This is a genomic window from Microbispora catharanthi (assembly GCF_006334915.2).
GTDB lineage: Bacteria > Actinomycetota > Actinomycetes > Streptosporangiales > Streptosporangiaceae > Microbispora > Microbispora catharanthi.
The window spans coordinates 1-15,233 of sequence record NZ_VDMA02000012.1 but is presented as its reverse complement, the minus strand read 5'-3'; the positions used below and the strand labels follow the sequence as shown (position 1 = coordinate 15,233).

12 protein-coding genes, 2 tRNA genes and 1 pseudogene are annotated in these 15,233 nt (G+C 67.6%); 8 read left to right on the top strand and 7 right to left on the bottom strand.

The window, feature by feature from the left end:
- Positions 1-140 precede the first annotated feature (140 nt).
- Both FH610_RS22245 and FH610_RS22240 read right to left on the bottom strand, forming a co-directional pair.
- Positions 141-1,499, bottom strand: coding sequence for a TrpB-like pyridoxal phosphate-dependent enzyme (locus FH610_RS22245; RefSeq protein ID WP_139576465.1), 1,359 nt, complete (start codon positions 1,497-1,499; stop codon positions 141-143).
- A 77-nt stretch (positions 1,500-1,576) separates the two neighbouring features.
- Positions 1,577-2,074 (bottom strand): DUF2087 domain-containing protein, encoded by a 498-nt coding sequence (locus FH610_RS22240; RefSeq protein WP_139576464.1) that lies wholly within the window; start codon positions 2,072-2,074, stop codon positions 1,577-1,579.
- Positions 2,075-2,094: 20 nt separating this feature from the next.
- Between FH610_RS22240 and FH610_RS22235 the strand changes: the two genes are divergently transcribed.
- Positions 2,095-2,517, top strand: a complete 423-nt coding sequence (locus FH610_RS22235; protein ID WP_338104569.1) for a VOC family protein — start codon at positions 2,095-2,097, stop codon at positions 2,515-2,517.
- Positions 2,518-2,520: 3 nt separating this feature from the next.
- On the opposite strand, the gene FH610_RS22230 is transcribed toward FH610_RS22235, so the two are convergent.
- Together FH610_RS22230 and FH610_RS22220 are read right to left on the bottom strand one after the other, a co-directional pair.
- Entirely contained in the window at positions 2,521-3,282 is a 762-nt protein-coding gene (locus FH610_RS22230) for an enoyl-CoA hydratase (protein ID WP_139576463.1), read from the bottom strand.
- A 772-nt stretch (positions 3,283-4,054) separates the two neighbouring features.
- Positions 4,055-4,131 (bottom strand) — tRNA-Pro (locus FH610_RS22220).
- Positions 4,132-4,221: 90 nt separating this feature from the next.
- On the opposite strand from FH610_RS22220, the gene FH610_RS22215 reads away from it, so the two are divergent.
- A tRNA-Gly gene (locus FH610_RS22215) sits at positions 4,222-4,292 on the top strand.
- A 95-nt stretch (positions 4,293-4,387) separates the two neighbouring features.
- On the opposite strand, the pseudogene FH610_RS45270 reads toward FH610_RS22215, so the two are convergent.
- The 3 genes and pseudogenes from FH610_RS45270 to FH610_RS22200 all read right to left on the bottom strand — a co-directional run.
- A pseudogene (locus tag FH610_RS45270) lies at positions 4,388-4,687 on the bottom strand (tyrosine-type recombinase/integrase); the annotation flags it as partial.
- 211 nt (positions 4,688-4,898) lie between these two features.
- Entirely contained in the window at positions 4,899-5,093 is a 195-nt protein-coding gene (locus tag FH610_RS22205; RefSeq protein ID WP_139576461.1) for a hypothetical protein, read from the bottom strand.
- Between the two features lie 491 nt (positions 5,094-5,584).
- The gene (locus tag FH610_RS22200; protein WP_139576460.1) at positions 5,585-6,064 is read right to left on the bottom strand and encodes an ATP-binding protein; all 480 of its coding nucleotides are present in this window, start codon (positions 6,062-6,064) and stop codon (positions 5,585-5,587) included.
- A gap of 275 nt (positions 6,065-6,339) precedes the next feature.
- Here FH610_RS22200 and FH610_RS22195 point away from each other — a divergent pair, with 275 nt between their 5' ends.
- The 6 genes from FH610_RS22195 (at position 6,340) to FH610_RS22170 (ending at position 14,645) form a co-directional block, all read left to right on the top strand.
- Complete coding sequence (locus FH610_RS22195; protein WP_139576459.1) at positions 6,340-7,206, top strand: helix-turn-helix domain-containing protein; 867 nt, start codon at positions 6,340-6,342, stop codon at positions 7,204-7,206.
- A 201-nt stretch (positions 7,207-7,407) separates the two neighbouring features.
- Complete coding sequence (gene tig / locus FH610_RS22190; RefSeq protein WP_139576458.1) at positions 7,408-8,802, top strand: trigger factor; 1,395 nt, start codon at positions 7,408-7,410, stop codon at positions 8,800-8,802.
- A 356-nt stretch (positions 8,803-9,158) separates the two neighbouring features.
- On the top strand, positions 9,159-9,803 hold the full coding sequence (locus FH610_RS22185; protein WP_030509565.1) for a ClpP family protease: 645 nt from the start codon (positions 9,159-9,161) through the stop codon (positions 9,801-9,803).
- Positions 9,804-9,817: 14 nt separating this feature from the next.
- Entirely contained in the window at positions 9,818-10,465 is a 648-nt protein-coding gene (locus tag FH610_RS22180) for an ATP-dependent Clp protease proteolytic subunit (RefSeq protein WP_139576457.1), read from the top strand.
- 234 nt (positions 10,466-10,699) lie between these two features.
- Positions 10,700-11,983: an ATP-dependent Clp protease ATP-binding subunit ClpX gene (gene clpX / locus FH610_RS22175; RefSeq protein WP_079317756.1), complete on the top strand. Its 1,284-nt coding sequence runs from the start codon at positions 10,700-10,702 to the stop codon at positions 11,981-11,983.
- Between the two features lie 73 nt (positions 11,984-12,056).
- Positions 12,057-14,645, top strand: a complete 2,589-nt coding sequence (locus FH610_RS22170; RefSeq protein WP_139576456.1) for a valine--tRNA ligase — start codon at positions 12,057-12,059, stop codon at positions 14,643-14,645.
- Positions 14,646-15,233 lie beyond the last annotated feature (588 nt).

Genomic DNA, 15,233 nt, shown 5'->3' with positions numbered 1-15,233 from the left:
TGGTGTTCCAGAATCGTATGGAGCTGATACCGCGCATTTCAGCCGTTTGACATGAGTGCTCCGGTCGGTATGACGGCGCGATGGCGCAGCCGTACCCGCCGGTCAAGGGACGAAACGGATATCGGCGGGCATGCGTCACATCAGACGGCGGGCAGGTGCGCGAGGGCCGCGTCGATCCGCTCCTGCGGAAGCGTGAAATCCTCAAGGCGTCCGGCGAGACGGCTCTCGTAGGCCGGCAGGTCGAAGTGGCCGTGCCCGCACAGGGACATCACGATGACCTTCTCCTCGCCCGACTCGGCGCACCGCAACGCCTCCGCGATCGTCGCGGCCACCGCGTGGGAGGGTTCGGGAGCCGGCACGATCCCCTCGGCCCTGGCGAAGCGGATTCCCGCGTCGAAGCACTCGGTCTGCGTGACGGCCACGGCCTCCACCAGGCCCAGCGCGTAGATGTGCGAGAGCAGCGGCGACATGCCGTGGTAGCGCAGCCCGCCGGCGTGGATCGGGTCGGGCACGAACGTGTGCCCCAGCGTGTGCATCTTCATCAGCGGCGTGAACCCCGCCGTGTCGCCGAAGTCGTACGCGTAGGTGCCCCGGGTCAGGGACGGGCAGGCGGCGGGCTCGACGCTCCGCAGCACGGGGTTCATGCGCCCCGCCAGCTTCTCGCGCAGGAACGGGAAGGCCAGCCCGGCGAAGTTGGAGCCGCCGCCGGTGCAGCCGATCACCACGTCCGGGGTCTCGCCGAGGACGGCCAACTGCTCCAGCGCCTCCTCGCCGATCACGGTCTGGTGCAGCAGAACGTGGTTGAGCACCGAGCCGAGGGCGTATCGCGTGTCGTCGTGCTGCCCGGCGACCTCGACCGCCTCGCTGATCGCGATGCCCAGCGACCCCGTGCAGTGGGGGTCCTCCGCCAGGATCCTGCTGCCCGCCGTGGTCACGGCCGACGGGCTGGCGTGCAGGGTCGCGCCGTAGATCTTCATCAGCGTGCGGCGGTAGGGCTTCTGCTCGTACGACGCCCTGACCATCCAGACCTCGCAGGCCAGGCCGTATTGTGCGCAGGCGAACGCCAGGGCGGAGCCCCACTGGCCCGCGCCGGTCTCGGTGGTCAGCCTCCGCACGCCCTCCCGCGCGTTGTAGTACGCCTGGGGGACCGCCGTGTTGGGCTTGTGCGAGCCCGACGGGCTGCCGCCCTCGTACTTGTAGTAGATCCGCGCGGGCGTGCCGAGGACGCGCTCAAGCCGCCGGGCGCGGATGAGGGGCGTGGGCCGCCAGAGGCGGTAGACGTCGAGGACGCCGTCAGGGATCGGGACGAACCGCTCACCCGACACCTCCTGCTCGATCAGCGCCGCCGGGAAGAGCGGGGCGAGGTCGTCGGGTCCGACCGGCTGCAGCGTCGCCGGGTGGAGCACCGGCGGGGGAGGCGTGGGCAGATCGGGGACGACGTTGTACCAGTTCCGGGGAATCCGGGACTCGTCGAGAAGGACCCTGGTCGGCTCGCCCATAACTCCCAGTGTCCGCGCCGGGGGCTCATCGGGAAAGGGCGTTCGCCGATGTGGCCGGACCCGGTCAGGCGGCTGCGTCAGGTGGTTCCGCCCGAGCGCCAATAGACGTTGGCCTCCCGGGTGAGGAACCCCTCGTCCACCAGATAACGGCGCAGCGCGGCGTAGTCGTCGTGGAACGCCCGCAGCGCCACGTCGACCTCCTTCTCCGAGTAGCGCACGCCCACCTCGAACACCTGCGCGATGTAGTCGAGCACCATCAGCCGCTTGGCCCTCTTCACGGGGATGGAGACGAGCCGCCCGCCGACCAGGAACGCGTCCATCGGGTCCGCCGGCGTGGAGGGGATCGTGCGCAGCAGGTCGCGGAAGGTCTCGGGCCGCGCCCGCCAGCCGTCCCCGTCCCGTGCGGCGAGGCCGCCCCGCTCCAGCCGGTCCAGGGCCTTGGACACCACTTCCGGGTCGAGCCCGGTGACCTTGTCGAGCGGCTCACCGGGACGCAGGACCAGACCGGCGAGGACCCGGAGCGTGTCGTCCTGCCCGAGCAGCCCGAGCACGCGGGAGATGTGCTTGTCGATCACCTGTCCACGGTATTGCGTCGATGAAGACCGTAGGAAACCTGGAGGGCGACGTGACCGCTCGACTGGATCACACGATCGTGCACAGCAGCGACCGCTTCGAGTCCGCCCGGTTCCTGACCGGGCTGCTCGGCGAGCCCGAGCCCGGCGCGTTCGGGCCGTTCGCCACGGTCCGGGTCGGCAACGGCGTGACGATCGACTACGCCGACTCGATCGTCGACCGGGACCGGATCGTCATGCAGCACCTGGCGTTCCTAGTCTCTGAGGACGAGTTCGACGACATCTGCGCCCGCATCGCCGAGCGGGGCCTGCCCTACTGGGGCGGCCCCCACCACCAGGAGCCGCAGCAGATCAACCACCGCCACCACGGCCGCGGGGTGTACGTGGACGACCCCGACGGTCACGCCATCGAGTTCCTCACCCATCCGTACGTGGAGGAGGAGTGACTTTCAGCGGGTCTGCGTCCGGCCCCGGTCGAACACGGCGCGTCTGCGGGCGGCGAAATCCTCGGGGCTGGTGATGGCGAGCCCGTCCCGGCCGGTCTCCAGTTCGGCCCGGAGGCCGTCGGCGCCGGTGCCGTCGCGCAGGAGGTCGTAGATCTCCCGGATCCTGCTCAGCGTCTCCGGCGTCGTCGTCGCGATGCTCTGCGCGAGCTCAACGGCCCGGGGCAGCAGCCGGTCGTGCGCGACGACCTCGTTCACCAGGCCGATGCGCAGTGCCAGGGGAGCGTCGACGAAGTCCCCGGTGAACGTCATCTGCCGGGCCCAGGCCTGCCCGACGGCCTGGCTGAGCCGGGCCGTCATGCCCCAGGAGGGCACGATGCCGACGCGGGTGTGGGTGTCGGCGAACCTCGCCCGTTCGCTGGCGATCCTGAAGTCGCAGGCGAGAGCGAACTCCAGGCCACCGGTCACCGCCACGCCGTTGACCGCCCCGATGACGGGCACCGGGAAGTTCCGCAGCGGGAGGATGGAGTCGGGGTGGCCGATCTTCACCGCCGCTTCGAGTTCGCCGAGGTCCAGGCCCGCGCAGAAGGCGGGGTCGGCCCCGGTGAGGACCATCGCGCGCAGGCCGGGCTCCTCCGCGAGCCGCTTGAGCGTGTCATGGAACTCTTCGAGCAGCGCCTTGGAGATCGCGTTGTACTTGCGCGGACGGTTCAGCGTCACGACCGCGACGGCCTCGGAGGGCCGGTCGACGAGGACCAGGTCACCCATGATGCTCCTCAGGGTTCCGGGGGTAGCGAGAACAGGTTATAGAAAGGTGCCGGGCCCCGGACGTCGGTGACGCCGGTGCGCGGGCAGCCCGCCCGCAGGATCAGCGGTCACCTGGGCCATCCGGCTCGAACTCTCGCCAAGATCGTGGTACGCATCGTCCATGCGGCGCTCTGTGGCGATACCTCTGATCACTGCGATCGTCGCCGCCTTCGGCGCCGCCGTCAGCGCCACCTTCGCGCTGATTCTCCCCGGCCCTGGTTCCACCACGCCGTACCGCGCGCCCACCGCGTCGGGACGGCCGACGGAATCGGCCCTCGACGTGCCCACGATGCCCGAGCTCTGGCATCAGGACGCGGAGACCGCGAGAAGAGTGGTCACCGCTCTCGGATTCGTCCCGGAGATACACACCGTGGACGGCGAGGAGATGAAGGTCCCGACGGATTGGATCGTGGTCGGCCAGGAACCGGCTCCGGGAACCCTTCTCAAGAGCACCATGCCGATCGTGTTCTATGTCACGCGTAAAGACATGCCCGTGCCCAGCCCACCACAGCGACCGCACACCCGTATGAGCCGGCCCACCGTGATCTCCATGCCCGGCAGAACACGACCGAAGGCCGAGGACGTCGTGGGCGTTGACTGGATCCGGATGCGGCCCGTGCCGGGTGCCTCCCCAGAGGTCCTGGCCGTGCTCGTCCAGCAGCAGGCCGCGGCGTTCGCGGCCACGGGCGACCGCTCCCGGCGAGCGGAAGCGGTCTATGTAGTACGCGAGAGCTGGTCGGGGCGACAGGATTTGAACCTGCGACTTCTTGCTCCCAAAGCAAGCGCGCTACCAAGCTGCGCCACGCCCCGTCTCGTCGGGTACGCGAGCGGTCCGAGACTCCGGTACGCTTACGCCCTGACGACCGGATGAAGTCTAGACCAGATGGACACCGGGCGCGCGCGGACGTAGCTCAATGGTAGAGCCCCAGTCTTCCAAACTGGCTACGCGGGTTCGATTCCCGTCGTCCGCTCTCAGTATAAAAGGCCAGGTCACCCCGCACGGGGAGCCTGGCCTTTGTGATCTAACGGCACTGTTTCCGATCTTCCGTGCCACATACGTGCCACTTCAGTTTTCGATTTTCGTTCCGGCCGCCGTCTTGAGCGTCTGCCCGAGCGCTTTGGCGATCGCCTGATCACGGCCCTGCGTGGCGTGCAGGTAGATCAGGGCCGCCCGAGTGGACGAGTGACCCATGCGCGCCATCTGCTCCTTGAGGCTGGCACCGTCGGCAGCCGCCAGTGTGTTCCCGACGTGCCGCAGGTCGTGAAAGTGGAGATCGGGGAGACCGACCGCCGTACGGACCTTGCTCCAGGTCCCGCGGAAGCTGGAGCGCCGGAGACGAGCGCCCTTGGGGCCAATGAAGACCCAGCGTCCGCCGCCTTGTCCGAGTAGCGCTCGACATGCTCCCGAAGCTGGGGAAGGAGTTCCGGAGGGATGGCGACACCCCGACGACCGGCGGGCGACTTGGGTGTGTCATCAAGCAGCTTCCCGCCGTCAAGTTCGGCCAGCGCTCCCACGACCCGGACCACACCGGCCTCCAGTCAAGGGCGGCGCTCCGCGCCGCCTCGCGGCCGCGCGCCTACTCGCTGAGCAGCACCCAAACGGCTGACAGGCCGGCGTGTGCCGTTATCTGCCGCGTTACGACGTCCACAAGGTCATCGGCGACGTTTGCAGGGAGATCCCCTTCGATGGACACCTGCCAGCCGACATCCTCGGCCGAGAAGGAGACGTCGACATCCCGCACCCGAATCCGGTGATCGCCCCAGCCGTCCACGAGGGAAGCCTCCCACCCGTCAGGGGTAAGGACGCGCGCAAGATCTCGGGCGTGTATGGGGATCCATTCCGGCCCGCCCTCCGGCCTGATCAGGTACGAACGAGTCTCCTGCATGATCCATACCGTGCCACGAGCGTGCCAGTCATAGCGGGGAATCAGGAGCAGTCGCAGGTATGAGCGGACACCCGGAAATCGCCCCTGACCAGCGCTGGAGCAGCTGAGCCGTGGCGATCCGAACTCTTCCGAACCGGCTATGCGGGTTCGATTCTCGTCGTCCGCTCCTGATGACGAAGGCCCAGGTGGCGTCGTCCTCCCGGGAATGGAAGGCACGGACCCCCCGACGGGCAGGTCATCGCGACCGAGGAGAACGGCGGAGTGAAAGGGGCCGACCTCCGGAGCGGCGGGCGAGCCTCCTCGGATGCCCTGTCTCTGACCCGGATCTCGCAAACCTGGGACGAGGTGACGGGGAACGGCCGGACGCTGAGAAACGGTCAGTCGCCGGTGCGGAAGAGGGCCCAGACCGCCTTGCCGCCCTCGTCCAGCGCGTCCCAGCCCCACGCCTGACTGTAGGTCTCGACGATGTAGAGGCCGCGTCCGTGCTCGGAGACGAAGTCGGGCTGCACGGGCGAGGGCGCCTGGTCGCTCGGATCCGAGACGGCGAGCAGCACGTGCGGGGCGATGCGCAGGAGCGTCAGTGTTATCGGCCGGTCGCCGGAGCGGTTCGCCGGATACAGCGCGTAACGAACCGCGTTCGTCACCAGTTCGCTCACGACCAGTGCCGCGTCGTCACTCAGTTCCGACAGACCCCACTGTTGCAGGGTCGTCCGCGTGACGTCACGTGCGGTCTTGACGGAGTCGGCCTGCGGGGCCAGGGGGCACATCGTCGTATCGGACGCCCCTGCCGCCCTCCGGAACCAGCCGAATCCCACGTCACGGGTCAGCTGGCCGCCGGGTTTGGGCTCGTCCGACATGGTTGCCCGTACCTCCCGCTGGCCTGAATCGAGGACTGGTGCACATTTGGCCCAATATGCACCTAGACATGATGGATCAGCGCCTCCTGCCGCTGCAAGACCCAAATGCACGTGCAATTGTCACGTGCATACGCACAATGCGGTAGTGCTAACCGTCAGGGACACGTAGATCAGACCTTGTCATCGGAGCCCGAAGTGGTGACACTGTGTGGGCTGGGGGTGTCGTGCGGGTCGTCCCTTGGCGGCACACAAGGCCGAGGTGAGAGGGAGGCGCCGTGATACAGATCCAGGCTGGATCGGGTCCGACGGCTCTGCGCATCCTTCTCGGTTCCCAGCTCCGCAAGCTCCGTGAGAGCAAGGGCATCAGCCGTGACCAGGCCGGCCAGTGCATCCGGGCGTCCGAATCGAAGATCAGCCGGATGGAGCTGGGCCGGGTCGGATTCAAGGAACGCGACGTGGCCGACCTTCTCGCCCTCTACGGAGTGGAGGACGAGGAGACGCGCGATGTCGTGATGAACCTGGTCGATCAGGCCAACGAGCCCGGCTGGTGGCACCGGTTCAACGACCTGCTGCCTTCGTGGTTCCAGGCCTACGTCGGCCTGGAGGAGGCCGCCGAGCGCATCCGCACCTACGAGGTGCAGTTCGTTCCCGGCCTGCTGCAGACAAAGGAGTACGCGCGGGCGGTCATCATGGCCGGCGCGGTCGGCGCGGCGCCGGAGGAGATCGCCAGGCGGGTGGACCTGCGGCTGGAACGCCAGCGCATCCTCGACGGCGAGAACAGCCCGAAGTTCTGGGCGGTGATCGACGAGGCCGCGCTGCGCCGCCCGATCGGCGGCGTCGAGGTGATGCGGGGTCAGATCCAGCACCTCATCGACCTGATGAACCAGCCCAACGTGACCATCCAGGTCATCCCGTTCAGCTATGGCGGACACGCCGCCGAGGGCGGTGCTTTCAGCATCCTGCGGTTTTCCGATCCCGACCTGCCCGACATCGTGTACGTCGAGCAGCTCGCCAGCGCGCTCTACCTGGACAAACGGGAAGAAGTCGATCGCTACAGCGAGGTCATGGAACGCCTCTGCGCGGTCAGCACCACCCCCACGGAGACGGTGGACCTGCTGCGGCAGATCATGGCCGACCTCTGATCAGTCGCTACCGGGCTTCATCTGTTCTAGACTGCCCTTGGCGTTGGACACCCGCCACAGTCGAGCATGCCCGGACAGGTCGCGTGCAGGCGAGACGGTGATCCTGTGCCTTTCACGTGGGCGCGGCGCGCGTTACTGTGCCGCGGTTGCCGTGCACGACGTGCCCGCGATCACCAGATGCTGGATCAAGGAGACCACCCCGTGAAGACCGCTGTCGAGGAGCTCAGCCCTACCCGGGTCAAGCTCACCGTCGAGGTGCCGTTCAAGGAGCTCGAGCCGAGCCTGCAGGCCGCGTACAAGAAGGTCGCGCAGCAGGTGCGCGTGCCCGGCTTCCGTCCTGGCAAGGTGCCGGCCCGGATCATCGAGCAGCGCTTCGGCCGCGCGGTGGTTCTCGAGGAGACCCTGAACGACGCCCTGCCCAAGCTGTACGGCCAGGCCGTTGACGAGACCGAGGTCTTTCCGGTCAGCCAGCCGGAGATCGAGGTCACCAAGATCGAGGACGGCGAGCAGGTCGAGTTCACCGCCGAGGTGGACATCCGTCCCGCCTTCGACATTCCGGACTACCAGGGCGCCGAGGTCGTGGTCGACCCCGCCGAGGTGACCGACGAGGACATCACCACCCAGCTCGAGGCCCTGCGCCAGCGCTTCGCGACGCTGACCGGCGTCGAGCGGCCGGCCCAGACCGGCGACTACGTCGTGATGGACCTGCGTGCCGAGATCGACGGCCGCAACCTAGACGAGCAGCAGGCCGCCGACGTGTCGTACGAGGTCGGTGCGGGCTCGGTCCTGCAGGGCCTGGACGACGCGCTGGAGGGCATGGCCGCCGGTGACGAGAAGACCTTCCGCACCACGCTCGTCGGCGGTGAGAACGCCGGCGAGGAGGCCGACGTGATCATCAACGTCAAGTCGGTCAAGGAGAAGGTGCTGCCCGAGCTCGACGACGAGTTCGCGCAGCTCGCCAGCGAGTTCGACACGCTTGACGAGCTCAAGGACAGCATCCGTCAGCAGGTTCGCCGCAACAAGCTGGTGGACCAGGTCGTGCAGAGCCGCGAGAAGGCGCTCGACGCGCTGCTCGACAAGATCGACATTCCGCTGCCCGAGAGCGCGCTCCAGGCGGAGATCGACGCGCGCAAGCACAACCTCGAGCACCAGGTCGCCGAGAGCGGCCTGAGCCGTGAGGCGTACCTCCGCCTCCAGCAGACCTCCGAGGAGGAGCTGTTCGCCGAGTACGAGTCGACCTCGGCCAAGGCGCTGAAGTCGGGCTTCGTGCTCGACAAGATCGTCAAGGCGGAGGAGATCGGCGTCAGCGAGCAGGAGCTGACCGACTTCGTGGTGCGCCGCGCCATGCAGATGGGCGTCGCGCCGAACACGCTGGCCCAGCACCTCGCGGACAACAACCAGCTTCCGCTGGCGATGATGGAGATCGTGCGCGAGAAGGCCAAGACCCTCATCGGCGACGCGGCCAAGGTGACCGACACGGCCGGCAACGAGGTGGACGTCAAGGCCATCTACGCCGAGCTCAACCCCGAGCAGGAGGCCGTGGGCGTGGAGGAGGCGGGTGCCGGGGAGCCCGCCGACGAGGCTGAGGAAAGCTGATTTCCCAGGCTCTCGCCTGACTTCTGCCACCGACCGGCCGGGAGGCCGGTCGGTGTCGCGGTAACGGTGAAACCCCCGTCGCACTCGGGTGCGCCGGGGGTTTCCGGTTATGTTCGGGCAAATCCCTGCAAATTTGTTTCTTACCGCGTGTCGGGGAGCAATCGTACGGCTGAGATCCCTGTGCCCCCGGCCGTGCGGCCACGGCGGGAAACACGGGCGATGCGGCGCAGGGACCCCGTGGCGGGCCGGGCATGCGCCGTCAGCGAACAGTACGGCGCACGGGCATGACCTGTCTGCGTCGCGCGTTAAGGTCACAAGCAAAGCCAATCGATTACGACGCATCGGAAGGTGACGCTGTGACCAGCCCGCCGACCTTCTTCCCAACCGGTGGTTCCGGCTTCGAGGCCCGGAGCCCGGAGGGTGGCCCCTCCCGCCTCGAGGACCAGCTCTACCAGCGCCTGCTGCGCGAGCGGATCGTGGTGCTCGGCACCCAGGTCAACGACGAGGTGGCCAACCGGCTGGCCGCTGAGCTCCTGCTCCTCGCCGCCGATGACCCGGACCGCGACATCTGGATGTACATCAACTCCCCCGGTGGCTCGGTGACCGCGGGCATGGCGATTTACGACATGATGGAGTACGTGCCGAACGACGTCTGCACGGTCGCCATGGGCCTGGCCGCCTCCATGGGGCAGTTCCTGCTCTGTGCCGGCGCCCGCGGCAAGCGGTACGCGCTTCCGCACGCCCGGATCATGATGCACCAGCCGTCGGGCGGCATCGGCGGCACCGCGGCCGACATCGCGATCCAGGCCGAGCAGATGCTCTACGTGAAGAAGACGCTCGCGGAGCGGATCGCTTTCCACACCGGCCAGCCGCTCGATCAGATCGAGCGCGACTCCGACCGGGACCGCTGGTTCACGGCCGAGGAGGCCAAGGACTACGGCTTCATCGACCACGTGGTGCGCAGCGCCCGCCAGGTGCCCTCCGAGGGCGCCGTCTCGTGACTGGAGCTTCCCAGATGAGTGAGCTGATCCGGCCGGGTGACATCAACGGCCGCTACGTTCTTCCCTCCTTCGTCGAGCGCACGTCGTACGGCGTCAAGGAGATGAACCCCTACAACAAGCTGTTCGAGGACCGCATCATCTTCCTCGGCGTCCAGATCGACGACGCTTCGGCGAACGACGTGATGGCGCAGCTGCTGACGCTGGAGTCGCTGGACCCGGACCGCGACATCAGCATGTACATCAACTCGCCGGGCGGCTCGTTCACCGCGATGACCGCGATCTACGACACCATGCAGTTCGTCCGGCCCGAGATCCAGACGGTCTGCCTTGGGCAGGCGGCCTCGGCCGCAGCGGTCCTGCTGGCCGGCGGCACGCCGGGCAAGCGGTTCGCGCTGCCCAACGCCCGCGTGCTGATCCACCAGCCCTACACCGAGGGCGGCGGCCAGGGCAGTGACATCGAGATCCAGGCTCGTGAGATCCTGCGGATGAGGTCGCTGCTCGAGGAGATCGTGGCGAAGCACTCGGGCAAGGCGCCCGACGAGGTCCGCAAGGACATCGAGCGTGACAAGATCCTCAGCGCCGAGGAGGCGAAGGCGTACGGGTTGGTGGACGACATCATCCCGTCGCGGAAGAAGCGCGCGGCGGCGGTCGCCGCTTCCTGAGGGAGTTGCCGCACCGGAACGGTGCCCATTTGGGCACGTTCCGGTGCGACTCACCGCTAGGGGGCTCACTGAGGGCCCGAGAGACGGTAACGTCGAAACCTGAGCGGGATGACGTTTTCGCACCGGATCGCGATCGCTGGCTCATGGCCCAGGATCATGAGCCCGGATCGTGAGCAGGTGCGGACGGAAGCGACCGCGGCGGCAGGGGCGGTCCCACGCAAAGGAGTATCTGGGGTGGCACGCATCGGCGACGGGGGAGACCTGCTGAAGTGCTCGTTCTGCGGCAAGAGCCAGAAGCAGGTCAAGAAGCTCATCGCCGGACCAGGCGTCTACATCTGCGATGAGTGCATCGATCTCTGCAACGAGATCATCGAGGAGGAGCTGTCCGAGTCCTCCGAGCTCAAGTGGGACAACCTTCCCAAGCCGCGCGAGATCTACGAGTTCCTCGACGCGTACGTCATCGGGCAGGACAAGGCGAAGAAGGCCCTGTCGGTAGCGGTCTACAACCACTACAAGCGCGTCCAGTCCGGGGAGCGGGGCCGTGACGACGGCCTGGAGCTGGCCAAGTCCAACATCCTGCTGCTCGGCCCCACCGGGTCGGGCAAGACCCTGCTCGCGCAGACCCTCGCCAAGATGCTCAACGTGCCGTTCGCCATCGCGGACGCGACCGCGCTGACCGAGGCCGGCTACGTCGGCGAGGACGTGGAGAACATCCTCCTCAAGCTGATCCAGGCCGCGGACTACGACGTCAAGAAGGCCGAGACCGGCATCATCTACATCGACGAGGTCGACAAGATCGCCCGTAAGAGCGAGAACCCGTCGATCACGCGGGACGTGTCGGGTGAGGGCGTGCAGCAGGCCCTGCTGAAGATCCTTGAGGGGACCACGGCGAGTGTGCCCCCGCAGGGCGGGCGCAAGCACCCCCACCAGGAGTTCATCCAGATCGACACCACGAACGTGCTGTTCATCTGCGGTGGCGCCTTCGCCGGTCTCGAGAAGATCATCGAGTCGAGGGTCGGCAGGAAGGGCATCGGCTTCAACGCGATCATCCACTCGAAGGAGGAGATGGACTCCTCCGACATCTTCTCGGACGTCATGCCGGAAGATCTCCTGAAGTTCGGCATGATCCCCGAGTTCGTCGGCCGGCTCCCGGTGATCACGTCGGTGCACAACCTTGACAGGGACGCGCTGATCCAGATCCTCACCGAGCCGCGCAACGCGCTCGTGAAGCAGTACCGGCGCCTGCTCGAACTCGACAACGTCGAGCTGGAGTTCTCCGACGACGCGCTGGAGGCCATCGCCGACCAGGCCATCCTGCGCGGCACCGGCGCCCGCGGGCTGCGCGCCATCATGGAGGAAGTCCTCCAGTCCGTGATGTACGAGGTGCCCTCCCGCCAGGACGTGGCCCGCGTCGTCATCACCCGCGAGGCCGTGCTGGAGCACGTGAATCCGACCCTGGTGCCACGCGACCAGCTGCAGGCCAAGCAGCAGCGGACCCCGAGGGAGAAGTCGGCCTGACGCGGGCCTTCGCCGGCGCGTTGTCCACAGGGCGTGCGGCGACGGCTCGGGCGGCGTCCGGACGTCCCTAGAATTGGGCACCGTGACTACGTCTGAGCTGCCCACCCAGTACGCCCCCGCCGATGTCGAGATCCGGAGCTACGAGCGCTGGGTATCGGCGGGCTACTTCACCGCAGACCCGGGCAGCGGGCGCGAGCCGTACAGCATCGTGCTTCCCCCGCCGAACGTGACCGGGTCGCTCCACGTGGGCCACGCCCTCGACCACTCGATCCAGGACGCGCTCACCCGGCGAGCCCGGATGCGGGGCATGGAGACGCTGTGGCTCCCCGGCATGGACCACGCCGGCATCGCCACCCAGAACGTCGTGGAGCGCGAGATCGCCAAGGAGGGCCTGTCTCGCCACGACTTCGGCCGTGAGGCGTTCGTCGAGCGCGTCTGGCAGTGGAAAGAAGAGTCCGGCGGCCGGATCCTGGGCCAGATGAAGAAGCTCGGCGACGGCGTGGACTGGTCGCGTGAGCGCTTCACGATGGACGAGGGGCTCTCCCGGGCCGTCCAGACGATCTTCAAGAAGCTGTTCGACGACGGTCTCATCTATCGCGCCGAGCGGATCATCAACTGGTGCCCCCGCTGCCTGACCGCCCTGTCCGACATCGAGGTCGAGCACAGCGACGACGACGGTGAGCTCGTCTCGATCCGGTACGGCTCGGGCGACGAGGAGATCGTCGTCGCCACCACCCGCGCCGAGACAATGCTGGGCGACACCGCGGTCGCCGTCCACCCCGCCGACGAGCGCTACGCGCACCTGGTCGGCAAGTACGTCGAGGTGCCGCTCACCGGGCGGCGCATTCCGATCGTCGCGGACGAGCACGTGGACCCCTCCTTCGGCACCGGCGCGGTCAAGGTCACCCCCGCGCACGATCCGAACGACTTCGAGATCGGGCGCCGCCACTCGCTGGAGTCGCTCGTCATCATGGACGAGCGCGGCGTCATCACCGCCCACGGGCCCTTCCAGGGCCTCGACCGGTTCGAGGCGCGGCCCGCCGTGGTCGCCGCGCTGCGTGAGCAGGGCCGCATCGTCGCCGAGAAGCGGCCGTACGTGCACTCCGTCGGGCACTGCTCCCGCTGCAAGACCGTGGTCGAGCCGCGGCTGTCGCTGCAGTGGTTCGTCAACGTCACACCGCTGGCCAAGGCCGCCGGTGACGCCGTGCGTGACGGCCGCACCCGCATCCACCCGCCGGAGCTGGCCAAGCGCTACTTCGACTGGGTCGACGACATGCACGACTGGTGCATCTCGCGCCAGCTGTGGTGGGGACACCGGATCCCCGTCTGGTATGGCCCGGACGGCGACATGGTCTGTGTGGGGCCCGATGAGGAGCCGCCGGCCGGTTACGAGCAGGACCAGGACGTCCTCGACACGTGGTTCTCCTCCGGGCTGTGGCCGTTCTCCACGCTGGGCTGGCCCGACGCCACGCCCGATCTGGCCCGCTTCTATCCGACGACCGTGCTCGTCACCGGTTACGACATCCTGTTCTTCTGGGTCGCCCGGATGATGATGTTCGGGTTGTACGCGATGGACGGCCAGCCGCCGTTCCGCACCGTGGCGCTGCACGGCATGGTGCGCGACCAGTTCGGCAAGAAGATGTCGAAGTCGTTCGGCAACGTCGTCGACCCGCTCGACTGGATCGAGCGGTACGGCGCGGACGCCACTCGCTTCACGCTCCTGCGTGGTGCCAACCCCGGCTCCGACGTGGCGATCAGCGAGGACTGGGCGGCCGGATCCCGCAACTTCTGCAACAAGATCTGGAACGCCACCCGCTTCGCCTTGATGAACGGCGCCGTCTCCGACGGCCTGCCCGAAGACCTCACGGCGGCCGACCGGTGGATCCTGTCGCGCCTGCAGGAGGTCGTCACGAGTGTCGACGCGGCCTTCGAGGAGTTCGAGTTCGCCAAGGCCTCCGACGCCCTCTACCACTTCGCCTGGGACGAGGTCTTCGACTGGTACGTCGAGCTGGCCAAGGTCCAGTTCGCCGAGGGCGGCGCGGTGGCCGAGAACACCAAGCGGGTGCTGGGGCATGTCCTCGACGCGCTGCTCCGGCTGCTCCACCCGCTCGTGCCGTTCGTGACGGAGGAGCTGTGGCGGGCTTTGACCGGCGGGGAGTCGATCGTGGTCGCTCCCTGGCCCTCCGCCTCGCCCGGGCTGCTCGATCCCACGGCCGAGCAGGAGATCTCCTCACTGCAGAACCTCGTGACGGAGGTGCGCAGGTTCCGCTCGGACCAGGGCCTGAAGCCCGGCCAGCGGGTGGCCGCGCGACTGTCCCTGTCCGGTACGGCTCTCGCCGCCCATGAGGGTGCGATCCGCGTCCTGCTGCGTCTGGACGAACCTGCGGACACCTTCAACCCGACAGCCCGGCTCACCGTCGGCACGGTGCTCGTGGAGATCGACACGGCCGGAGCCATCGACGTCGTCGCCGAGCGGAAGCGGCTGGAGAAGGACCTGGCCGTGGCACGCAAGGAGCAGGCGCAGGTCACAGCGAAGCTCGGCAACGAGCAGTTCATGGCCAAGGCGCCAGAGGATGTCGTGGCGAAGGTGCGCCGGCGGGCCGAGCAGGCCGCCGAGGACATCTCGCGCCTCGAGGCCCAGCTCGCCGCCCTGCCGGCTTAGGCCGTCGTCCTGTGCGCCCTCGTCTGCCGCGAGGGCGCACACGCTCTCCTGGCTTTGTGGCGGCTGAGGTTTGAAGGGCGCGGAGACAGGGCAGGACCCTAAAGTTGCCCAAGTTGTGCGCACCACCTCTCGACGGGTGCTAGTCTTTCTGCACGCGCTGAGGACCGGCGAGCCTGAACCCCCCTCGGGGGATCGGCTGTTAGGCTCTCAGTAACTCCCTTACATCGGACCCGATCTCGGGATGTCTCGTCACGATTCGACGGACTTTCAGGAATCGGGTAAGTTAGAGGGGTTGCCCCGGAAACGGGGTGGTCGAATTCCTGTCGGTCGGCGGGTTTCGGGTCAAATAAGTCCCGGTGGGGCGGATTTGACACGGAAGAGCCGGTCGGGAAGAATTAAGACCAGCAAGACAAAAGAAAAACAAACGGTGAAACGCCCCGGAGTGCGGGACCTTCTTCAAAGGGTTTCGGGTGATGGTGGTCGCGTCCGTTTCTTGAGAACTCAACAGTGTGCTAAAAGCCAGTGCATGAATCATGCATGACCCCGTCATAGCGGCACTCTTGTGGTGTCGGTGACGGATTCCTTTGA

What these genes read in the sequence shown, in the direction of transcription:
- FH610_RS22245 (WP_139576465.1), bottom strand. Translation starts at nt 1,499, where the DNA reads ATGGGCGAGCCGACCAGGGTCCTTCTCGACGAGTCCCGGATTCCCCGG.
- FH610_RS22235 (WP_338104569.1), top strand. Translation starts at nt 2,095, where the DNA reads ATGAAGACCGTAGGAAACCTGGAGGGCGACGTGACCGCTCGACTGGAT.
- FH610_RS22230 (WP_139576463.1), bottom strand. Translation starts at nt 3,282, where the DNA reads ATGGGTGACCTGGTCCTCGTCGACCGGCCCTCCGAGGCCGTCGCGGTC.
- FH610_RS22200 (WP_139576460.1), bottom strand. Translation starts at nt 6,064, where the DNA reads ATGTCGGACGAGCCCAAACCCGGCGGCCAGCTGACCCGTGACGTGGGA.
- FH610_RS22180 (WP_139576457.1), top strand. Translation starts at nt 9,818, where the DNA reads ATGAGTGAGCTGATCCGGCCGGGTGACATCAACGGCCGCTACGTTCTT.